Below are 26379 nucleotides of genomic sequence, written 5' to 3'. Positions count from 1 at the left end.
CGTTCGATACTTTTTTAGAATTCGACAGAAAAGGTGTTTTTTCAACAAAGGAGTGTTTAATCAAAGATCGAATATATAGAACTATGTCAAACTTCTACAAAATATTGGAGGAAATGCATATTATGTACTCACCAGTCCGAAAGATAGAGAATGAGATGGGGAGAAATAGATTTTATGTTTTTAGTAAAGAGGCTTGGTAGGGAGGTCAGACTTTATAATTCCCTTCAATATGATCATTGGGTATTAACTGAAACTGACCTTTCTGTCTTGGATTACTGTGAGAGGCCACATAAAATCACAGTTTCTGTGGCTGGTAAAGTTGATTATCAGACAAGCTATTCAAGAGAATATAAATAAAGTATTGGAGGTCGAAAGTTATGGATAAAATCGCCATTATAGGAATAGGATGCCGTTTGCCAGGAGGAATAAGGGGGCCTGAGGAGTTCTGGGAAGCATTGACTGCGGGAAAAGATATGACTTCCGATTTACCCGAAGGCCGCTGGGATTTAGAAAAGTTTTATGATCCTGACAAATCAAAGCCAGGCAAGCATTACACCTGTCATGGTGGATTTTTAGATAAAATAGATGAGTTTGACCCTTTGTTTTTTGGTATTTCTCCAAGGGAAGCGGCCTTTCTTGATCCACAGCAAAGACTGATGCTGGAGACATCATGGGAAGCAATGGAAGATGGAGGCTTGGATCCGGCCAAGCTAGCAGGAACCAATACCGGTGTCTTTGTAGCGGGCTTCACCCTTGACTATCAAGCAATACAATTTAAAAACGAATCGGTTGAAAGTTTAGATACACATTCGGCAACGGGTATGATGATGACAATGTTGTCCAACAGGATTTCATATATATATGATTTCAGAGGTCCAAGTTTGTCTGTAGATACAGCGTGTTCGGGCTCTTTGGTTGCAACACACCTTGCATGCGGGAGTTTATTGAATAATGAATGTAATCTCGCAATAGCAGGCGGAGTAAGTGTTATAGCTACACCTGAGTATACCATAGCGGAAAGTAAGGGTGGTTTTTTATCTCCCGATGGACGGTGCAAAACTTTCGATTCCAGTGCAAACGGTTATGCAAGAGGGGAAGGAGCCGGCGTTGTGGTTTTAAAACGCCTGTCAGATGCTATCGAAGACGGAGATAGGATTTATGCCGTAATAAGTGGATCGGGTGTAAACCAGGACGGCCACACAGACGGGATTACTGTTCCAAACGGGCAGGCTCAGGAAAACTTAATGAAGGAGGTATACAAAAAGGCAGGAATATCACCTTCAGATATAACATATATTGAAGCTCACGGCACCGGCACTCCGGTTGGAGATCCTATTGAGGCTAATGCAATAGCACGAGTGGTTTCAACAGACAGGCCAAAAGATAAAAAGTGTATTGTCGGATCTGTTAAGACAAACATTGCCCACCTTGAGGCCGCTGCAGGAGTTGCCGCACTGATAAAAGCTTCACTAATCATAAAGCATAAGCAAATACCTCCACATCTGCACTTTAAGAATCCAAACCCTAAAATTCCCTTTGACGATTTATGTATACGAATTCCTCAGACCCTGGAGCCTTTGCCGCAACCCGCATTGGTTGGCATAAATTCATTCGGTTTTGGAGGAACAAATGCCCATATCCTCTTGGAGGAAGCTACAGATCTCCAAAAAGAGGGTACTCCTGAAGTTAATGTAAATACCGGATGGCCATATATGATTCCCATATCTGCGCGCTCAGAAAAGGCGCTAAAAAACTATGCGCAAAAGTATGTTGATTTTATTAATGGAAGTGGAGAAAGTATTTCTTTATATGATATTGGAAGCATGATGAGCAAAAAGCGCACCCATCATGACTATAGACTAGCGGTTTCGGCATCTTCAAAGGAAGAACTTGCAGGAAACCTGGAAGCGTATATTAAAGGACAAGCACGCCAGGGGATGTCTGCGGGAAATGTTGAGGCAGGAAAGTACAATAAAGCTGTTTTTGTATATACAGGTATGGGGCCCATATGGTGGGCTATGGGCAGACAGCTCCTTGAAAAAGACCCTGTGTTTAGAAATATGATAGAAAAATGCGATAAACTTACACGTCAGTATGCTGGATGGTCTCTACTGGAGGAACTTCTCGCTGATGAGGAGAATTCACGTCTGGACCAGCCCCAGTTTGCTCAACCTGCCAATTTTGCTGTTCAGGTGGGTTTGACTGAAGTATGGAAATCCTTGGGTATTATACCCCATGCGGTGGTAGGACACAGTGTTGGAGAAGTGGCTTCTACATATGTTGCAGGAATTTACAGCCTTGAAGATGCCATGTTGGTAAGTATTCACAGAAGCCGTGCACAGCAAAAAGCAGTAAACAAGGGCACAATGCTGGCGGTAGGTTTACCAGAAAAAGAAGTTGTGGCCCTGCTGGATGAGAACATAAAAGGTGTTTCAATGGCAGCAGTCAATAGCCCAAATTCGGTAACTTTGTCAGGTGATCCTGATGCCCTTGAGCAGATCCAAAAACAGTTGCAGGATAAGGGGGTTTTTGCGCGGCTTTTAAAGGTCAATGTAGCGTATCACAGTTACCAAATGGAACCATATGAGCAGGAGCTATTGGAGGCATTAAAAGGAATAAAGTCCCAGCCTGCCGGGATACCGATATATTCCACGGTTACAGGGAAAATGCTGACGGGTACAGAGTGTGATGGACATTACTGGTATAAAAATGTAAGAGAGCCGGTACGTTTTGAAGCAGCAATGTATGAAATGATTTCGTTGAATTATAACTTATTTATTGAGGTGGGCCCTCACCCTGTTTTAGCAGCTTCTATTTCTGATTGTCTGTCAGCTAAAAACGTTGAAGGTAAGAAGTTGTTCTCTATAAAAAGAAATGAAAACGAACAGGTTTCAATACTGGAGAACTTAGGGAATCTATATGCACTGGGATACCCTATAGATTGGAACAAGATTTACCGGTACCAAGGTGAGTTTGTAAGTCTCCCTCTTTATCCATGGCAATGGGATAAATACTGGATGGAAACGCAGGAATCAAGTGAATTTAGGCAGGGAAAAAATAAGCACAAGTTTTTAGGACGCCGTTTGAAAACTTCCAGCCCTATATGGGAGATTGAACTTAATACTACCTATATGACGTATCTTTCTGATCATAAAATACAAGGTATAGAAGTTTTCCCCGGAGCAGGGTATGTAGAGCTGGGAATGGCTTGTGCCAGAAGCTATTTTGGAGAGGGTTTTTATACAGTTGAAGATATAAAGTTTGAAAATGCTTTATTTTTAAATCAAGGAGTATCACCTGTGGTGCAGGTGGTTTTGGATCCAAAAACCGCAAAATTCGAGATTTCAAGCAGGATACCGGGACAAGATAAGACTTGGACATGCAATGCATCCGGCACAATAAGAAAACGGCAAAACATAAAGATCACTGCTAAAGATGAGTTGATTCAAATACTTGGCAATTGTACCAAAGAATACGGAAAAGAAGTATGTTATAAAACCTTCTATCAAATGGGTTTCCATTATGGTCCTTATTTCCAAGGTATAGACAAGATATGGAAAGGTGATAACGAAGCTCTTGGCAGGATCGAGATCCCTAAAATACTGGAGATTGATAGCTCTATCTACGGTCTTCACCCGGCGGTATTGGACGCCTGTTTCCAGGTTACCATTGCGGCAGTTGCACCACTTAATGAAGATGAAAATAACGAAGGCCAATCATTCCTACCTGTAGGAATAGACAGGGTGCAGCTTTATGGAAGGCCGGAGCCTGTCATGCTTTGTCATACGCAGATGGTAGATAGGAAAGATAATAATTTGAACGCCAACATCCGTCTATATAGTGAGGACGGAAATCTAATCGCCGAAATACTGGGCATAAGAACTAAGGAACTTGGAAATAGTGGAGGGTCTGATGCTGGAAGAGTTAAGGATTATCTTTATGAGATAAACTGGGAGCTTCTAAAAAGTGAAGAAGTTGATACCCGCACAGCTGCTGCTAACTCTGGAGCATGGCTTATTTTTGTGGATCATAAAGCAGCAGGAAAAGAACTGGCAAATCTCCTTGAAAAAAGGGGAGAAGAATGCTTTATGGTATATCCTGGTGAGAATTTTGGTTGGCAGTATGAAGAGCGTGAGATATATATAAACCCTCGAAGCATTGAGGATCTTAGAGCGTTGTTTGATGAATTCTCAAAAATTAAAACGAAGCTAACAGGTATTGTATATATGTGGAGCCTCAATATCCTTGAGATCCAGGAAGTTAGCAATACAGCTATAGAAAAAGCTTGTTTTGAAAACCTGTTTGTATTAAAACACCTGGTACAAGCAACCACAAATCTGGGATTAAATTTTAAGCTGTGGGTTATTACAAGAGGAGCCCAAATGATCAACAGGGCTACTCCAAATTCTGCATTCTTACAGTCGTTGGTATGGGGCCTTGGCACCGTCATAGGTTACCATGAGTTGCCTTCAAATTGGGGAGGCCTTGTAGACCTTGACATAGAGGCCAATGCGGGTGAAATGGAAATGCTGTTAAAAGAAGTCTTAGGTAATGGAGAGAACCAAATTGCTTTCCGTAATGGGAATAGACTTGCAGCAAGAATCGATAAACTGCGGATTGATATGCAGCATCAAGTACCCGTACATCTTCGCCCCGATGGAAGTTATGTTATTACAGGTGCTTTTGGTGGCATAGGTATGATTACAGCCCAGTGGATGGTTGCCAAGGGAGCAAGACATCTGGTACTGCTTGGACGCGGAGAATTTCCAAAACGTTCTGAATGGAACAATGTAGAGCCAGGCAGCAGCCTTGCAGAGAGGATTGAGTTTGTTCGTAAGCTGGAGTCCCAGGGGGCAACAGTATATATTGGATCAGTGGATGTAACTGATGAGGAAAAGCTTGCTGGATTTTTTAAAGATTTTGATAAGGAAGAAAGGCCTCCTATTCGAGGTGTTGTACATTCTGCTGGTATTACGGATGATCAATTTCTTGAGGTTAGTAAAGATGAGACTTTTTATAGGGTCCTTTCGCCTAAGGTAAATGGTGCATGGAACCTTCACCGTATGACAGAGGGACGGCCTATTGACTTCTTTATTTTATTTTCTTCAGTTGCTTCTGTATTTGGTTCACCAGGCCAGGGAGCATATGCAACTGGGAATGCCTTTTTGGACTCACTTGCACATTACCGTTTATCGAGAGGACTTCCTGCACTGAGTATCAATTGGGGACCATGGTCAGAGGTTGGAATGGCTGCAAGGTTTATGGAACGTGATCCGGAGTATTATATACAAAAATCCATAGAATCTGTAACGGTAGAAAAGGGAATTAGGGCTATGGAGCACCTTGTTGGAGAAGCTGTTGCACAGTCTGTGGTTCTACCTATACTCTCGTGGCAAACGTTTGGGGAAAAATGGTTCTCACCCATGAGTTCTCCACATGTGCTTAAAACTCTTTTGCAAGATGAGTCAGGACAACAAGAGAATATAAATAAATCAAAGGTGGATGTTGATATCCTGGAGGATATTATTTCATCTCCAATACAGAGCAGGCAGAATATCGTTGAAATGCATATTAAAACAATAGTAGCGAAGGTTTTGCGTTATAATCCTGAGGATCTAAGTACCAAACAACCACTAACTGTTTTTGGGATGGATTCATTAATGGCCACCGAAATAAAAAACAGGATGGAGGTTGCCTTTAAAACACCTGTTTCCATAGTAGAACTTCTTAAGGGTTCCAGCATATACGATCTTTCCGAGCAAATGATATCAAAGCTATACGGATCGGGAAAGATTTCAGAACAGGATTCCCTAAATATGGGTAAGGCTGAGCTTGAAAGAATACCTAAAGTTTCTGAAAAAGAGTACTATGAAACCTCATCTGCACAAAAGATGATGTATATCATTAATAATCTTGAGGGTAACAACATTGGGTATAACATACCTGTGGGAATTTTATTTGAAGGTGGGATTGAAAGGGTTGCCCTTGGGGAAGCATTAAAAACATTGATACAAAGGCATGAAGCATTTAGGACATCCTTTGAGATGATTGATGGGGAGCTTGTGCAAAGGATACAAGATGAAGTTGATTTTACTATAGAATATTTTGAGTCTGAGGAAGACGGAGTAGAGAAAATAATCGATGAATTTGTAAGACCGTTCGATTTAAGCAAAGCACCCTTAATAAGAGTAGGTCTTATAGAAATCCATGCTAGCAGGCAAATACTTTTGCTTGATGTACATCATATAGTCTCGGATGGAACTTCAATAATCAGGACTTTTGATGAAATAGTTTCTATATTAAGTGGTGAAAGCCTTCCGGCAATGGAGGTGCAATATAAGGATTTTGCCCAGTGGCAGAATGGCTTGTTTAGCACTGAGGTTTACAAAAAGCAGGAAGAATACTGGCTTAATAGGTTCAAGGGTGAAATTCCTATCCTTGATATGCCTACAGATTATCCTAGGCCTCTCCTTCAAAGCTTTGAAGGAAATAGGTTGCTATTTGATTTAGACAGTCATTTGATGGATAAATTAAATGTACTTTCCTCCCAAACAGGAGCCACCGTGTATATGATACTTCTTGCGGCATTAAATACACTAATGTATAAATACTCAGGACAGGAAGACATAATTATTGGTACTCCTATAGCGGCAAGAACTCATTTTGATACTGAAAGAATACTGGGGATGTTTATAAATACCCTGGCATTAAGGAATTTCCCAGAGGGAAATAAGGCCTTTACTGAGTTCTTGGAAGAAGTAAAAGAAAGCTCCTTAGAAGCATATGAAAATCAGGAATACAGGTTTGATCAGTTTGTGACAAAACTTAACGTAAAGAGAGATTCAAGCAGAAATCCTTTATTTACTGTTATGTTTAATATTGTTCCTTCTGATGAGCATATTATGGAACATCGTGGTGAATTAAAGTATTCCAAATATCCGGTTGAAAGTAAAACATCAAAATTTGACCTAACATTCCAGTTGATACCAGATGGTCATAATATAATATTATGGATGGAATATGCTACACGTCTGTTTAAGAAGGAGACGGTAGAAAGGCTTGTTCAGCATTACTTTAATATCCTTGAAGAGATAACCTCAAACCCTGAAAAAAAACTATCAGAAATCAATATGTTATCCCAAGAAGAAAAGGAGCGAATAATATACGGCTTTAACGATACGAAGGTTGAATTTGAACATCACCTGACGGTACACCACCTGTTTGAGCAGCAGACGAAAGTACGTCCAGACAATATAGCAGTAGCGTATGAAGGCCGTAGATTTACATATGGCCAGATCAACCAAAGGGCAAACAGGATAGCAAGGTACATGCTAAAGGCTGGCACTGGTAGAGAAGAAGCCGTAGTTGTCATGCTGGAGAGGGGACCCTTATTTGTAGAATCGGTACTTGGTATATGGAAAGCAGGGGGGGCTTACATACCTGTAAATCCAAAATACCCTACACAAAGGGTGCTTGATATATTTAAGGAATCTAAAGCTGCCTATGTGTTGACCTTATCAGATTATGTGACCCAGCAGCTTAGTGAGAACTATAAAGGCCGAATTATATACCTTGACCAGTGTGAAAAAGAGATTGAGGCTGAAAGTGGCGAAAACCTAGATCTAGATATAGACATAAATAGTTTGGCCTATGTTATATATACATCTGGTTCAACTGGTGTACCAAAGGGAGCTATGATAGAGCATCTTGGCATGATAAACCACATCCATGCGGAAATAAAGGAACTTTGTATAACTAACAACAGCATAATATCCCAGAACTCGCCTCAATACTTTGATGTATCTGTATGGCAGTTCTTTGCAGCCCTAACCATAGGAGCTCAAATTATCATCTATCCAGATGAAATAGTAAAGGATGTTGCAAGGTTTACGAATCGGATCATAGAAGATGGCATAACGGTCCTTGAGGTGGTACCTTCATACCTTGCTTTAATGCTTGAGTATGTGGAAAATACAGGGAATAAACCGGAAAAACTTCATTACTTGCTGATAACGGGAGAAACCGTAAAATCCGGCATAGTAAGGAAATGGTTTGACCTATGTCCAAATACTAAAGTAGTTAATGCCTACGGACCTGCAGAGGCAGCGGACGATATTACTCTATATACTATGGAAGCTGCTCATGAAGGAGAGAACATTCCTGTAGGCAAGCCTATACAAAATATGAATCTATATATAACAGATAAAAACATGAACCTGTGCCCTATCGGAGTAAAAGGAGAGATCTGCGTCTCTGGAACAGGTGTAGGAAGGGGTTATTTAAATGACCCTGAAAAAACAGCCCATGTATTCCTTGAAGATCCTTTCAGAGAAGAAAAGGGGATAAGGCTGTACAAAACAGGAGACCTGGGAAGATGGCTGCCTGACGGGAATCTCGAATTCCTGGGCAGAATAGACCATCAGGTTAAGATCCGCGGATACCGAATAGAGCTTGGAGAAATAGAAGCTCAGCTTCTAAAACATTCTTCAATAAAAGAAGTTGTGGCAGCAACAAGGGAAGACCCCCAAGGGAACAAGTACATCTGTGCATATATAGTTGGAGAAAGTGAATTGACAATACCGGAATTAAGGGAGTATCTCTCCAAAGATCTGCCAGACTACATGATCCCTTCATATTTTGTACAGTTGGAAAAACTGCCTTTATCAGCGAATGGCAAGGTAGATAGAAATGCCCTGCCTGCCCCTGATGGAAATATTAATACAGGGGTAGACTATGCTGCACCATTCGGTGAAATTGAGGAGAAGCTTGTACTGATATGGAGCCAAATCCTTGGAGTCCAGAAGATTGGAGTAAATGATAACTTCTTTGAATTAGGAGGAGACTCATTAAAGGCAACCAATCTTGTATCAAGGGTTCATAAAGAATTTGACATAGAATTTGCATTAAAAGAAGTGTTTATGGGTCCTACAATTTCGGCAATAGCAAAAAGTATTAAAAATAGACTTAACGATACAGTGGAAATCGAAGAAATTTTAAGCATGATTGAAAATCTATAAATAGGAATTAAAAGAGATGAAATAGAGAAGAGGGACGAAGTTATGGATAATTTGATGAAAAGAATAGAATCTCTTTCTCCAGAAAAAAGAAAGCTATTTGAGACGATGCTAAAAGAAAAAGGAAAAGATGTTTCAAAATATACGCCAAATGCCTTTTCTGGAATACCTTCTGCCAGAGAGCAGGAATTTTACCCTATGTCATCTGCCCAGAAAAGGCTGTATATACTAAACGAGCTTGAAGGAGCAGGTACTGCATATAACATGCCAGGCGTCGTACTGCTGGAAGGAAACATTGATGCAGTACGCTTCGAACAGGCATTCAAGGAGCTAGTAAAAAGACATGAGGCTCTGCGCACATCATTTCATATGGTTGAGGGTGAACCAGTACAAAAGGTTCATGATTACGTGGATTTCAGTATTACGTACCTGGAACTGGATGAAGAAAAAGCAGCAGAAATAGTCAAAGAATTCATAACGCCCTTTGATCTTAGCCAAGTTCCATTACTGAGAGTAGGACTTGTAAAAACGAACGAAGACAGGCGTGTTATGATGTTTGACATGCACCACATAGTATCAGATGGTATATCAGTCAATATACTTATGAGTGAGTTTTTGGATTTGTACCAAGGGAAGACCCTTTTGCCACTACGGATACAGTACAAGGATTTTTCTGTATGGCAGAAGGAGATGTTTGCCGGAGACTCAATAAAGAAGCAGGAAGAATACTGGCTCCAGACATTTAAGGGTGATATACCGGTACTGGATATGCCTACTGACTATCCAAGACCGGCGGTACAAAGTTTTGAAGGAGATGCTGTAAGCTTTGAAATAAACCCTGAACTTTCAGTCAAACTAAATAAGCTTGCAACAGATAATGGAGCTACCTTATACATGGTACTGATGGCTGCATATAACGTACTCCTGTCCAGATACACTGGACAGGAAGACATCATAGTTGGAAGTCCTGTAGCCGGAAGGCCCCATGCTGACCTGCAGGGTATCATTGGTATGTTTATAAATACCTTGGCCATAAGGAACTATCCTGAGGGAGAAAAGACCTTCGTCCAATTCTTGCAGGAAGTAAGGGAAAATGCGTTTTTGGCTTTTGAAAATCAGAACTACCAGTTTGAAGAACTTGTAGAAAAACTTAATCTCATGAGGGACTTGAGCAGGAATCCTCTTTTTGACACTATGTTTGCACTGCGCACTTCAAACAAGACAGAATTTGCAGCATCGGGTATAAACTTCAAACAATACAACAACTGGCTGGAAGGCAGAAAGGCAAAATTTGACCTTATGCTTGAAGTGGTAGAGGGTCAAGAAGGTATAACATTTAACCTTGAATATTGTACCAGGCTGTTTAAGAAGGAGACAATAAAAAGGTTTGGAACCCATTACATTACCGTTCTTGAAGAGATAACTGCATGCCCTGAAAAAAGGTTGTGGGAAATTGATGTACTGTTACAGGAAGAAAAACAGCAAATCCTATATACCTTTAACGCTACAGAGGCACAGTATCCTAAAAACAAGACTATCCATCAGCTTTTTGAAGAGCAGGCAGAGAAGAACCCTGATCATGTAGCTGTGGTATTTGAGGGTAAAAAGCTTACATTTAGTGAACTCAATAAAAAATCAAATGGGTTGGCCCATGTATTAAGGGCTAAAGGAGTCAAACCGGACAGTATCGTAGGTATTCTGGCAGAACGCTCACTTGAGATGATAGTAGCAATCCTAGGGGTATTAAAAGCAGGAGGGGCATATCTTCCCATAGATCCAGATTACCCTGAGGAAAGAATAAGTCATATGCTGGAAGACAGCCGGGCAGTGATCCTGTTGACCCAATCACATTTTATAGACAAATATACATCAATAGGTACAGTAATAAATTTAGAAGATGAGCAGGAATATTCAGATGAACAATATAACTTATCGGAGGTAAATAAACCTTCCGATCTAGCTTACTTAATATATACCTCAGGCTCTACAGGTAAACCCAAAGGGGCAATGATAGAGCATAGAAACATAGTAAGGCTGTTATTTAACAGTAAAATGCAGTTTGATTTTAACGAAAATGATGTATGGACTATGTTTCATTCTATGAGTTTCGATTTTTCCGTATGGGAGATGTACGGGGCCTTGTTATATGGGGGCAGATTGGTGGTAGTTCCTAAAATGACAGCACGCAGCAATGTAGAGTATCTGAGACTTCTAAGGAATGAGAAGGTAACCGTATTAAATCAGACACCTTCAGCCTTCTATAATATAGCCAATGAAGAAGTATCATATGAAGAAAAAGAACTTAAGATAAGATATGTCATATTCGGAGGGGAAGCATTAAAGCCTGCATTGTTGAAGGAATGGAGAAAGAAGTACCCGCAGACTAGACTCATCAATATGTATGGAATAACCGAGACAACAGTGCATGTCACATATAAAGAGATAGAAGAGGAAGAAATTAGATCTAATGTGAGCAGCATAGGAAGGCCTATACCAACCCTTACAACATATGTAATGGATAAGAACATGAAAGTTGTTCCCATTGGAGTAGCCGGAGAGCTTTGTGTAGGAGGAGACGGAGTTTGCAGAGGATATCTTGGAAGACCGGAGCTTACAAAGGAAAAGTTCGTTCAAAATCCGTACAAGCCGGAAGAGAGGTTATATAGATCTGGAGACCTGGTCCGGTTATTATCTGATGGAGAAATGGAATACCTGGGTAGAATAGACCACCAGGTAAAGATAAGAGGCTTTAGGATAGAGCTTGGTGAAATAGAAGCACAACTGCTAAAGCATCCTTCAATTGAGGAATCTTTGGTGATTGCAAAGGAAGACCATCAGGGCAGTAAATACCTGTGTGCATATATAGCGGGAGAAAATGAGCTGACAATATCAGAACTAAGGGAGCATCTCTTAAAAGAACTGCCCGAATACATGGTACCATCATACTTTGTGCAGCTTGAAAAAATGCCATTGACAGCTAATGGCAAGATAGACAGGAAGGCATTGCCTGAACCCGAAGGTAATATAAATACGGGAATAGAGTATGAAGCGCCTATAGGCGAATTTGAAGAGAAGCTTGCACTGATTTGGCAAGACATCCTTGGAATTAAGAAGATAGGAAGAAATGACAACTTCTTTATGTTAGGTGGACACTCTTTAAAGGCTACAAGCCTTGTAGCGAGAATTCACAAAGAGTTCAATATAGACATGCCTCTTAAGGAAATATTTAAGGCTCCAATTATAGCGGAAATAGCAAGGTATATGAAGGAAGCAAAGGAGAGTATATATCAATCCATCCAAACTGCTAAAGAGATGGAATACTACCCTATGTCATCAGCCCAAAGAAGGCTGTATATATTAAATCAGTTTGAAGGAGCAGGGACAGCATACAATATGCCAGGCAGCTTGCTGGTTGAAGGCAGTATTGATCTGGAGCTTTTTCAGAAGACCTTCCAACAGCTTATAAATAGGCATGAGACCCTTCGAACATCTTTCCATTTCATAGAGGGTGAACCCGTCCAGAAGATCAATGATCCTGTGGGTTTTAGTGTAGTGTATCTAGAATCTGACGAAGAAAAAGTGAGGGAAATCGTAAAAGAATTTATAAAGCCGTTTGATCTTGGAATTGCTCCGCTGCTAAGAGTAGGCCTTGTGAAAACGGGAAAAGACAAGCATGTCATGATGTTTGACATGCACCATATCATATCTGACGGTACGTCCATGGATATACTGGTACATGAGTTCATGGATATGTATGGAGGAAATAACCCTTCTTCCCTCCGTATACAGTACAAGGACTATTCTGTTTGGCAGAAGGAACTATTTGCTGGGGACAAAATAAAGAAGCAGGAGGAATACTGGCTCCAGGAATTTAATGGAGAAATTCCTGTGCTGAATATGCCAGTAGATTACCAAAGGCCTGCGGTTCAAAGCTTTGACGGAGGTTTTATCCGTTTTGAAGCAGGCAGTGAGCTTACGGGAAAACTTATTAAGCTTGCAAGGGATAATGGGGCTACTCTTTACATGACATTGCTTGCTTCATACAACATACTGCTGTCTAAGTATACGGGGCAGGAAGATATTATAGTGGGAAGCCCTATAGCTGGAAGACCTCATACAGATTTACAAGACATAATAGGTATGTTTGTAAATACTTTAGCCATGAGGAACTATCCCCAGGGAGAAAAGACCTTTGCTGAGTTTCTAAAGGAAGTAAGGGAAAACTCTATAAGGGCTTATGAAAATCAGGACTACCAGTTTGAAGAACTGGTGGAAAAGCTTAATGTAAAGAGGGATATGAGCAGGAATCCTCTTTTTGATACTATGTTTGTATTGCAAAATACCGGCTCATCAGAATTGAAGATAGATAGGCTTAAGTTTATACCCTATACAAATGAATTTAGAATATCCAAATTTGACTTGACATTAAATGCTCGGGAAACCCAGGAAGGTATTGCATTTGATTTGGAATATGCCACAAGGCTGTTCAAGAAAGAGACTGTAGAAAGGTTTGCAGCCCATTACCTTAATGTTCTGGAAGAGATAACGGTTTATCCTGGAAAAAGGTTGTCAGAAATTGATATGCTTTCACAGGAAGAAAAGCAGAAAATACTATATGACTTTAACGATACAAAGGTCCGGTATCCTAAGGATAAGACTATACATCAACTGTTTGAAGAGCAGGTAGAAAAGACACCCAATAATATTGCTGTAGTGTTTGAAGATAAACAGCTGACTTATAAGGAAGTAAACGAAAAGGCAAACCAACTGGCCAGAAAATTAAGAGAAAAGGGAATAAAACCTGATAGTGTAGTGGGAATTATGGTAGAACGTTCCCCGGAAATGATCATAGGGATCATGGCTGTCCTAAAAGCTGGGGGGGCTTATTTACCCATAGCTCCTGAATACCCTGAAGACAGGATCCAGTTTATGCTTGATGACAGTGGCAGCCAAATTATTCTGATACAGGATAAATTTATAAATGCTAAAGGTAGTTACAGAAATGCTGAATTTATTAGCATAGAAAATCAGGAACTATTTACTGGGGATGTATCAAATCCAAAGTTAATTAGTAAACCTGAAAACTTGGCTTATGTAATATATACATCCGGTTCTACCGGCAAACCCAAAGGGGTAATGATAGAGAACTACTCCGTAATCAACCGGATCAACTGGATGCAGAAGCAATACCCGATAGCTGAAGGTGATGTGATCCTGCAGAAAACTCCCTATACCTTTGACGTATCGGTATGGGAATTATTGTGGTGGAGCTTTACTGGGGCCAAAGTCTGCCTGCTGATACCGGGAGGAGAAAAAAATCCGGAAGAAATCGTGAAGGCAATCGAAAAAAATAAAGTTACCACAATGCACTTTGTACCATCCATGTTGAGTGTATTTTTAGAGTATGTAGAGGAAAAGGGGATAATAGAGGAAATAGCAAGCTTAAAGCAGGTATTTGCCAGTGGAGAAGCACTGAACCTGAAGCAAGTAGAAAAGTTCAACAAGCTGCTGTACAAAGAAAAAGGAACAAGCCTGCATAACCTGTACGGACCAACAGAAGCAACAGTAGATGTATCCTACTTTGGCTGCTCTACGGAAGAAGAATTGGAGCTTGTACCAATAGGAAAGCCCATAGATAACATTAAGTTGTATGTTGTCAGTAAGGAAAAGGGCCTGCAGCCGATAGGAGTAGCGGGAGAACTATGCATAGCAGGGGATGGACTGGCAAGAGGGTACTTGAACAGACCGGAACTTACAGAAGAAAAATTCGCAGCAAACCCATTCGCACCGGGTGAAAGGATGTACAGGACAGGTGACCTGGCAAGGTGGCTGCCTGACGGCAACCTAGAATATCTGGGCAGGATCGACCATCAGGTAAAGATAAGAGGCTACAGGATAGAACTGGGTGAAATAGAGAACCGGTTATTAAAGCATGAAGCAATAAAAGAAGCGGTGGTATTGGACAAAGAAGGAGCTGACGGAAATAAGTATCTTTGTGGATACGTCGTACCGGATCAAGAAATAACCGTACAGGGGATGAGGGAACACTTGTCAAAAGAGCTCCCGGACTACATGATCCCTTCCTACTTTGTGCGGATGGAAAAGCTGCCATTGACCCCTAATGGAAAAATAGACAGGAAAGCATTGCCTGTGCTCGATAGCAATGTTAATACCGGCATAGAATACGTAGTACCTTCGGGAGAAATAGAGGAGAAACTTGCGCTGTTGTGGCGGGATATCCTTGGAATAGAGAAGGTAGGAAGAAATGATAACTTTTTTATGCTTGGGGGACACTCGTTAAAGGCAACAAGCCTTGTAGCAAGAATTCACAAAGAGTTCAATATAGACATACCTCTTAAGGAAATATTCAAGACACCAACCATCTTAGAAATTGCCAGATATATTAAAGACTCAAAGGAGAGCCTATATCAGTCAATCCAACCGGCAGGAGAAATGGAATACTACCCTATGTCATCTGCACAAAGAAGGCTGTATATACTAAACCAGCTTGAAGGGGCAGGGACAGCATACAACATGCCTGGTATTATGCTGCTGGAAGGAAGCATTGATACAGCGCGTTTCCAGGAAGTCTTCAGGCAGTTGGTAAAAAGGCATGAGACTCTTAGAACATCGTTCCACATGATCGATGGTAACCCGGTCCAGAAGGTTCATGACCATGTGGAATTCAGCGTGATGTACTTTGAAACTAACGAAGAAAAAGCCGCAGAGTATGCTGGGGAATTTGCCAGACCTTTTGATCTTGGCAAGGCTCCTCTGCTAAGGGTAGAGCTTGTAAAAACGGGAGAAGACAGGCATCTTATGATGTTTGATATGCATCACATTATATCCGATGGTGTCTCCATGGACATACTGATTCGTGAGTTTATGGATCTTTATGAAGGAAACAACCCTCCAGCACTTCGGATACAGTACAAGGACTACGCTGTATGGCAGAATAAACTGTTTGATGAGGGCGGAATTAGCAGCCAGGAGGAATACTGGCTCCAAGCATTCCAGGGAGAAATACCTGTACTGAATATGCCGCTAGACTATCCAAGGCCTGTAATACAAAGCTTTGAAGGGGATTTTTTTAGCTTTGAAGCAGGCAGTGAGCTTACGAATAAATTAAACAAGCTTGCAAGGGATAATGGGGCTACGCTTTACATGACACTGCTCGCGGCATACAACATATTGCTGTCTAAGCACACCGGACAGGAAGACATAATCGTTGGAAGCCCTATAGCCGGAAGGCCACATTCAGACCTGCAGGATATCCTTGGTATGTTTGTAAATACCTTGGCTATGAGAAATTACCCCAAGGGAGATAGTACCTTTGTAGAATTCTTGAATGAAGTAAGAGAAAACGCTCTAAGGGCTTATGACAATCAGGATTACCAATTTGAAGAACTGGTTGAGAAGCTTAACTTGAAGAGGGACATGAGCAGAAACCCACTGTTTGATACTATGTTTACCATGCAAAATGCCTCTAAGGTAGAATTTGCAGTACCTGGTATAAGCTTCAGACCTTTTAATAACGGGCTAGAGTATAGAATATCAAAATTTGACCTATCCATTGATGCAATAGAGCGTGAAGATGGTATGGCTTTTAGCTTTGAATATTGTACTCGGCTTTTCAAAAAAGAGACTATAAAAAGGTTGGCGGCTCATTACCTTAACGTGTTGGAAGAGATAACCGCAAATCCGTTTAAAAGGTTGTCGGAAATAAATATGTTGCCCCAGGAGGAAAAACAGCAAATAATCTATGGCTTCAATGATACAAAAGTAGAATACCCTAAGGATAAGACCATACAAGAGCTATTTGAAGAACAAGTGGAAAAGACGCCTGATAACATAGCAGTAGTATTTGAAGATAAATACTTGACTTACGGAGAACTTAATGAAAAGGCCAATCAACTGGCTTGGATCTTAAGGGACAAGGGATTAAAACCTGACAGTGTAGTAGCTATAATGGTAGACCGGTCCATAGAAATGATAATAGGTGTAATTGCTGTATTTAAAGCAGGAGGCGCGTATTTACCCATAGACACCGAATATCCTGAAGAACGAATCAGATATATGATCGATGACAGCTTGGCTGGAATTATTCTTACGCAAGAACATCATAAAGAAAAAATTAAATTTGATCTTGATATTATAAGCTTTGATGACTGTGTGAATTACAACGGGAGAACAGAAAATCTTCCTGTCATTAATAAATCTTGTAATTTAGCATATGTCATTTATACATCAGGAACCACAGGAAAGCCAAAGGGGATCATGATAGAGCATAGAAGTCTTGTCAACATATCTTACGCATGGAAAAAGGAATATAGGCTTGCGGATATGGATGTAAAGCTGTTGCAAATCGCAAGTTTTTCTTTTGATGTATTTGTGGGAGATGTTTCGAGAACGCTGCTCAACGGAGGCCAAATGGTTATTTGTTCATCCGAGGAGAGATACGATCCTGCACGATTATATTCACTTATTAAAACCCATAAAATAACCATCTTTGAATCCACACCGGCACTGATTATTCCTCTTATGGATTATATCCATGATAATGCTTTGATTATTGATAGCCTCAAGTTGCTTATACTTGGATCAGATACTCTCTCTGTGGAAGATTATGAAAGATTACAATCCTGGTATGGAGAGAAACTGCGGGTTGTTAATAGCTATGGGGTTACTGAGTCCACCATAGATTCCAGTTATTACGAAAAGAGACTGGGAAGCTATTTGGAATCCGGGAGTGTACCTATCGGAAAGCCAATGCAAAATATAAAATACTACGTTGTTGACAAACACTTGAGACCTCAGCCTACAGGGGTTTTGGGTGAGTTGTGCATAGGGGGAGAAGGGCTTGCAAGGGGATATCTAAACCGGCCCGAACTGACAGCTGAAAAATTTGTACCTAACCCGTTTATACCAGGGGAAAGGATGTATCGTACAGGGGATCTGGCCAGATGGCTGTCTGATGGTAATATGGAATTTTTAGGAAGAGTAGATCATCAGGTAAAGATAAGGGGATTTAGAATAGAGCTGGGGGAAATAGAAGCACAACTGCTAAAGCACGTTTCAATAAAGGAAGCAGTGGTTATTGCAAGGGAAGATCAGAAGGGAAACAAGTATCTGTGTGCCTATGTGGCAGGGGAAAATGAATTAACAATAGCAGAACTAAGGGGACATCTCTTAAAGGACCTTCCAGACTATATGATACCATCCTATTTTATGCAGTTAAAAAAGCTGCCGCTGACTCCCAATGGCAAAATAGATAGGAAGGCATTGCCCAAACCTGACGGCAATATCGATGCTGGAATAGAGTATGTCGCACCCTTGGGTGAAGTGGAGGAGAAACTTGCGGGGTTGTGGCAGGATATCCTTAGTATAGAGAAAGTGGGAAGAAACGACAATTTCTTTGAGCTGGGGGGACATTCCTTAAGGGCAGCAAATCTTATTGCCAGGATTCACAAAGAGTTCAATGTAAACATACCGCTTAAAGAAATATTTAAGAGCCCAAATATGTCTGAAGTTGCCGAGTGCATCAAGATTGCAAAGGAGAGTGTATTTCATTCTATTGGGCCGGCTGGGGAGATGGAGTACTATCCAATTTCATCCGCCCAGAAAAGGCTGTATATTCTAAACCAGCTTGACGCAGTTGGGATGGCATACAACATGCCTGGTATTATGCTAATTGAAGGCAAACTCGATAAACTGCGCTTTGAACAGGCTTTTAGGGAGCTTGTTGACAGACATGAGTCTTTCCGTACCTCATTCCATATGATAGATGGTAAACCGGTACAAAAGGCCCATAGCAATGTGGATTTTAGTGTTATGTATATGGAAACCGATGAGGAAAGAGCTGCGAAAATAGCCAGTGAATTTATTAGGACCTTTGACCTTGATGAGGCTCCTTTACTTAGGGTTGGGCTTATAAAAGTTGGAGAAGACAGATATATTATGATGTCTGATAAGCACCATATTATATCTGACGGGGTGTCTGACGACATACTGGTAAGAGAATTTATGAGCCTGTATGAAGGTAAGGAACTTCCGGAACTTAAGATTCAGTACAAGGATTTTTCCGTATGGCAGAACAGGCTGTTTGCTGATGGGACAATTAGTAAGCAGGAAGAATACTGGCTCCAAGTATTCAAAGGAGAAATTCCTTTGCTTAATATGCCGCTAGACTACCCTAGGCCAGCTATACAGAGTTTTGAGGGAGATGTGATCAGTTTCAAAGCAGGCAAGGAGCTTGCTGTTAAACTGAACAAACTTGCAGTGAATAATGGTGCCACGCTCTACATGGTACTTTTAGCTTCATACAATGTCCTTTTATCCAAGTACACCGGACAGGAAGATATTATAGTTGGAAGTCCCGTTGCAGGAAGGCCGCATACTGATCTTCAGGACGTTATTGGTATGTTTGTAAACACGCTAGCCATGAGGAATCACCCTCAAGGTGGAAAGACTTTTGTGGACTTCCTTAATGAAGTAAGAGAAAACTCCTTAAGGGCTTACGAAAACCAAGATTACCAATTTGAAGAACTGGTAGATAAGCTTAACCTGGAAAGGGATCTGGGCAGAAATCCACTTTTCGATACTATGTTTGTACTGCAAAATATCGAGGCATCAGAAGTGAAGATGGATGGGCTAAGGTTTATGCCCTATGACAGTGAAGTAAGAATATCCAAGTTTGACTTGACTTTAAACGCTGAGGAAACAGAGGACGGTATTGCATTTGAATTGGAGTATGCTACCAGGTTGTTTAAGAAAGAGTCAGTTATAAGGCTTATTGCCCATTACCTTAATGTATTGGAAGAGGCAGCAGCCTTTCCTGAAAAAAGGCTATTAGAAATTGATATGCTGTCACAAGACGAAAAACATCAAATATTATATGAATTTAATAATACAAAAGCAGGATACCCTCGGGAAAAGACCATCCATCAGATTTTTGAGGAACAGGTGGAACGGACACCCAATAATATTGCTGTAGTGTTTGAAGATAAACAGCTGACTTATAGGGAGCTAAACGAAAAGGCAAACCAACTGGCCAGAAAATTAAGAGAAAAGGGAATAAAACCTGATAGTGTAGTGGGAATTATGGTAGAACGTTCCCCGGAAATGATCATAGGGATCATGGCTGTCCTAAAAGCTGGGGGGGCTTATTTACCCATAGCTCCTGAATACCCTGAAGACAGGATCCAGTTTATGCTTGATGACAGTGGCAGCCAAATTATTCTGATACAGGATAAATTTATAAATGCTAAAGGTAGTTACAGAAATGCTGAATTTATTAGCATAGAAAATCAGGAACTATTTACTGGGGATGTATCAAATCCAAAGTTAATTAGTAAACCTGAAAACTTGGCTTATGTAATATATACATCCGGTTCTACCGGCAAACCCAAAGGGGTAATGATAGAGAACTACTCCGTAATCAACCGGATCAACTGGATGCAGAAGCAATACCCGATAGCTGAAGGTGATGTGATCCTGCAGAAAACTCCCTATACCTTTGACGTATCGGTATGGGAATTATTGTGGTGGAGCTTTACTGGGGCCAAAGTCTGCCTGCTGATACCGGGAGGAGAAAAAAATCCGGAAGAAATCGTGAAGGCAATCGAAAAAAATAAAGTTACCACAATGCACTTTGTACCATCCATGTTGAGTGTATTTTTAGAGTATGTAGAGGAAAAGGGGATAATAGAGGAAATAGCAAGCTTAAAGCAGGTATTTGCCAGTGGAGAAGCACTGAACCTGAAGCAAGTAGAAAAGTTCAACAAGCTGCTGTACAAAGAAAAAGGAACAAGCCTGCATAACCTGTACGGACCAACAGAAGCAACAGTAGATGTATCCTACTTTGGCTGCTCTACGGAAGAAGAATTGGAGCTTGTACCAATAGGAAAGCCCATAGATAACATTAAGTTGTATGTTGTCAGTAAGGAAAAGGGCCTGCAGCCGATAGGAGTAGCGGGAGAACTATGCATAGCAGGGGATGGACTGGCAAGAGGGTACTTGAACAGACCGGAACTTACAGAAGAAAAATTCGCAGCAAACCCATTCGCACCGGGTGAAAGGATGTACAGGACAGGTGACCTGGCAAGGTGGCTGCCTGACGGCAACCTAGAATACCTGGGCAGGATCGACCATCAGGTAAAGATAAGAGGCTACAGGATAGAACTGGGTGAAATAGAGAACCGGTTATTAAAGCATGAAACAATAAAAGAAGCAGTGGTATTGGACAAAGAAGGAGCTGACGGAAATAAGTATCTTTGTGCGTACGTCGTACCGGATCAAGAAATAACCGTACAGGGGATGAGGGAACACTTGTCAAAAGAGCTCCCGGACTACATGATCCCTTCTTACTTTATGCAGATGGAAAAGCTGCCATTGACCCCTAATGGAAAAATAGACAGGAAAGCATTGCCCGAGCCTGACGGAAGTATGAGTACGGGAACAGAATATGTAGCGCCGCGGAATGAAGTGGAAGAGAAACTGGTTGAAATATGGCAGGAAGTGCTTGGAGCAAAACAGGTAGGAATAAGGGACAACTTCTTTAAAATAGGCGGAGATTCTATACGTGCAATATCATTAGTCAGCACAATATGCAAAAAGTTGGATATAAACATCCAAATCAGGGATATATACATGAATCCTGATATTGAGAGATTGTCTGCATTCTTAAAAGTAAAAGATACGGAAGCTTTTAACAGTAAGATGGGTAAAGCAAGGGAAGAACTGGAGTTATTTAAACAGCGAATATTGATGAATGAAACTCTCTCAGAAAAGTTACCTTCGGACATGGAAGATATATATCCGATGAGTCACATAGAGCTGGGTATGATTTATCATTCCAAAAAAGACTATGAAAATGCAGTTTATCATGACCAATTTGCATTTCATCTGAATGACAAAGACTTTGATTTCCCAGCATTTAAAGAAGCGATGCTTCTAATGACGTCAAAACATGATATTTTAAGGACGGTTTTTAATTTAGAGGATTTTGAAACTCCTGTGCAAATTGTTTACAAGGGCAGTAGTCTTGATATTGAGCAGATAGATATCATGAATTTTAGCAGGACAGGGCAGGTTGAGTATATAAACAAATATTTGGAAAATGACAGAGCGAATCCGTTTGATATATCAAAGCCCCTTTGGAGGATAAGAATATTCAAACTTGACGCAAACCATATTTGTCTGGTTCTGATATTCCACCATGCTATCCTGGATGGCTGGAGTGTTGCTTCATTGATTACGGAAGTTTCAAACCTATACTCTAAGCTTAAGCAAGAAAAAGATTATATACCAACACGGCTTAAATGCAGCTATAAAGATTATATAGCAGACCAAATGACAATTAAGGACAACCAGGAAGTAATTAATTATTGGAGAGAGGAATTAAGTGAATATAAAAGGTTGAATATGCCTGCAAATATTCATGGAAAAACAAAAAAATCTTATAAAGTAGACCATGTAACACGCCATTTAAGTCAGGAATTTTTAGGTGATTTAAGAAGTACTGCCAGAAGATATGATGTAAGCTTAAAGACACTTTGCTTTGCTGCATACACTTATATGCTCAATATGCTTTCATACGAGGATGACTTTGTCGTAGGTTTGGTAGAAAATAACAGACCTGTATGCGAAGATGGAGATAAGATGCTGGGGTGCTTCTTAAATACGGTTCCCGTCAAAATGTGTTTTGATAAAATCGATATATGGGAGGAATTGATAAAAGTTGCAGAAAAGAAATTAATAAACTTAAAGCTTTATGGGAGACTGCCTTTATTTGAGATCATAAATATCCTGGGCGGAAAAGAAAACAAAGAGGAAAATCCTTTATTTGATACCATATTCAATTATGTGGATTTTCATATATATAACGAGATAATAAACAAAGAAATCGCTGATGTTAAAGATAGAATTTCAGTTGATGAATATGAAGCAACCAATACAAGTCTTGACTTTACAGTAAGTAATACATTCGATGATCTTAATATAAGCTTGATCTACTCGGACAAAGTATTGGAAAGAAAACAGGCAGAAGAGTGTATAGACTATTTTATTAATATTTTAAATATGTTTATCCATAACCCCAAAGGGTCAGTTGACAAGCTTATTATATTAAGTCATGAAGAAAGAAAGCAGTTGCTGATAGACTTTAATGATACTAAGAAAGACTATCCGCAGGACAAAACCATACATGAGCTGTTTGCTGAGCAGGTGGAAAGGACACCTGACAACATAGCTGTGGTATATGAAGACAAGCACTTGACTTACAGGGAATTGAACGGAAAGGCAAATCATTTGGCCAGAGTATTGAGGAACAAAGGGGTAAAGCCTGACCGTATTGTAGGAATTATGGCCGAACGTTCATTTGAGATGATTGTGGGGATATTTGCCATATTGAAAGCTGGAGGGGCGTATCTGCCGATAGATCCTAATTATCCTGATACAAGGATAAAGTATTTGTTGGACGATAGTGGTTCCCAGATCCTTTTGACCTCCAGGACTTTTATGGAAAATAAGCAGATTGATGCGGATATTATATATCTGGAGGAAGAATATTTAAATGAAGAGAACTCAAAGCTTGAAAATGTAAACAAACCCTCGGACCTTGCGTACGTCATTTATACATCTGGTTCGACAGGGAAGCCCAAAGGTGGAATGATTGAGCATACTAGCGTTGTAAACATAATTACAGCCCTCCAGGCCATGTATCCGCTTAAAGCGGAAGACGCTTTTCTATTTAAAACAACTTATACCTTTGACGTATCCGTAGCTGAGATATTTGGCTGGTTCCTCAACGGAGGAAAGCTTGTAATATCACGCCAAGGTGTGGAAAAGGAAGCTATGGAGTTAGTAGAGGTAATAAACAAGCATAAGATAACCCATGTAAACTTTGTACCATCAATGCTGAATATAATGGTACAGACTTTAAAAGATAATGGTATAAAACTGCCATCAACTCTCAGGTATATTTTTGCTGCTGGAGAAGCGCTGCCCAAAAAGCTTGTCCATGAGCTTTTCGATGTCTCAGAGAACACATCTCTGGAAAATATCTATGGGCCTACAGAGTCCACGATATATGCAGCGGGTTACAGTATAACAAAGAAAATAGCAGAAGAACTTATAACAGTACCTATAGGGAAAGCTTTACAGAATGTATACCTTTATATACTGGACAAGCACAACCAATTAACTCCTGTAGGAGTGGCCGGTGAACTTGTGATAGGTGGAAGCGGTCTTGCAAGGGGCTATTTGAATAGACCTGAACTGACAGCAGAAAAATTTGTACCTAACCCGTTTATTCCCGGCGAAAAAGTGTACCGCACAGGGGACTTAGTAAGGCGGCTTCCTGATGGGAACATCGAATTCATGGGCAGGATCGACCACCAGGTAAAGATAAGAGGCTTTAGAATAGAGCTTGGAGAAATTGAAGCACATCTGGTGAAGCACACTGCTATTAAGGAAGCAGTGGTTATTGCAAAGGAAGAGCAGCAAGGGAAGAAGTACCTGTGTGCATATATTGTAGGGGAAAATGAATTGACCATTTCCGAGCTAAGGGAGCATCTCTTAAACGAACTACCTGACTACATGGTACCAGCATATTTCATGAATCTGGAACAGATGCCATTTAATGACAACGGTAAAATTGATCGGAAAGCATTGCCTGAACCACAGGGGAATATTAATACCGGAGTAGAGCATGTAGTTCCTAGAAACGAAAGAGAAGAAATACTGGCCAAAGTATGGGAAGACGTACTAAAAACTGAAAACATCGGGGTAAAAGATAATTTCTTCAGCCTTGGAGGAGACTCAATAAAAGCCATACAGGTAATGTCGCGTCTTAACGTCCATGGGCTAAAGCTTGAAATGCGGGACTTATTCAAACATCCTGTAATTGAGGAACTCGTCGAATATATACAATCTACAAGCCGAAGAATTCATCAAGGCCCGGTAGAAGGCATAGTACCGATAACACCTATACAAAGATGGTTGTATAAACAAGACAGCAAGGATATCCATCATTTTAATCAGGAAATAATGATATATGGGCGTAACGGATTTGAAGAAGCTATTATTCGAAAAGTATTGTCAAAGCTTGTACAGCACCATGATATTTTTAGAACAGTGGTAAAAATAGAGGATCAAAATATACTCCAATACAACAAAAACCTTGAAGGTGAACATTTTTCATTGGAAATTGTAGACCTTAGGGACAGCTATAATTACCGGGAAAAAATAGAGCTGGAAGCGTCGAGGATTCAGAGGAGCATGGACTTGTATAACGGTCCTTTAGTTAAGGTTGGTCTGTTTAAGACTAAAGAAGGGGACCACCTGCTAATAGCTATTCACCACCTTGTAGTTGATGGGGTATCGTGGAGAATCATACTGGAAGATTTGGACATAGGATACAGACAGGCGCTAAACAATGATGAAATAAAATTCAGCAACAAGACCGACTCTTTCAAAGATTGGGCACAGAGGCTTGATGAGTATGCCAATAGCCCTGAACTATTAAAAGAAATAAATTACTGGACCAATTTGGAAAAAACTGAAACAATACCGCTTCCAAAAGACCGAGAGATTGAAGATAGAAGGTATATGAATAACAATAGCGTCAAGATCGAGCTGAGTATTGAAGAGACTGAGAAGATGCTAAAGCGGGTAAACCATGCTTATAACACAGAAGTAAACGACATATTGCTTACCGCCTTGGGATTAGCAGTGAGGGAATGGACCGGAAATGATAAGGTTCTGATCAGTCTGGAGGGGCACGGCAGGGAGGAAATCATTAAAGACATTGACATAAGCAGGACCGTGGGATGGTTCACCACCCAGTATCCCGTGGTGTTAGATGTCAGCGGACAACTCGATATTTCCCGCATGATCAAATCGGTAAAAGAAAACATCAGGCAGATACCTAACAAAGGGATAGGTTACGGCATACTAAAATATCTTACCTTGCCGGAAAACAAAGCCGATTTAAACTTTAATCTAAACCCTGAAATAAGCTTCAATTACCTCGGTCAATTCAACCAGGATAATGTAGACAATTTATTTGGAGTGTCTGATATTCCTGCCGGAGAGTCTACAGGACCAAACTATAAAAGTGAGTATTGTATTGATATTAACGGCGGAACTGTAGAAGGCGGGAAGCTGGAATTAAACTTTAGCTACAACCAGGGCGAGTATGAGAAGAGTACTATTGAAGGGGTAGCGGTGAGTTTTAAAAAGCATTTAGTAAACATAATAACCCATTGTGCAGAAATGGACTATTCAGAAGCTACACTCAGTGATTTTACAGTAGACGATCTGAATATGGATGAGTTTGAAGACGTATTGAATAACTTCGAATAAA

General features: G+C 40.5%; 2 protein-coding genes. Both read left to right on the top strand.

What is annotated here, in order from left to right; all coding sequences use genetic code 11:
- Positions 1-377: 377 nt before the first annotated feature.
- Positions 378-9017, top strand: a complete 8640-nt coding sequence (locus MMB75_RS06865; protein WP_103042429.1) for a hybrid non-ribosomal peptide synthetase/type I polyketide synthase — start codon at positions 378-380, stop codon at positions 9015-9017.
- 42 nt (positions 9018-9059) lie between these two features.
- Entirely contained in the window at positions 9060-26378 is a 17319-nt protein-coding gene (locus MMB75_RS06860) for a non-ribosomal peptide synthase/polyketide synthase (RefSeq protein WP_277507260.1), read from the top strand.
- The last annotated feature ends 1 nt before the right edge of the window (position 26379 follow it).

The sequence above is a fragment of the Paenibacillus sp. P2(2022) genome (assembly GCF_029522175.1).
Lineage (GTDB): Bacteria > Bacillota > Bacilli > Paenibacillales > Paenibacillaceae > Paenibacillus > Paenibacillus polymyxa.
Note: the sequence above shows the minus strand (reverse complement) of the source record. Positions and strands in the feature narration are given on the sequence as shown.

Coding starts and splice junctions, on each gene's coding strand:
- MMB75_RS06860 (WP_277507260.1), top strand. CDS start 9,060: ATGGATAATTTGATGAAAAGAATAGAATCTCTTTCTCCAGAAAAAAGA.
- MMB75_RS06865 (WP_103042429.1), top strand. CDS start 378: ATGGATAAAATCGCCATTATAGGAATAGGATGCCGTTTGCCAGGAGGA.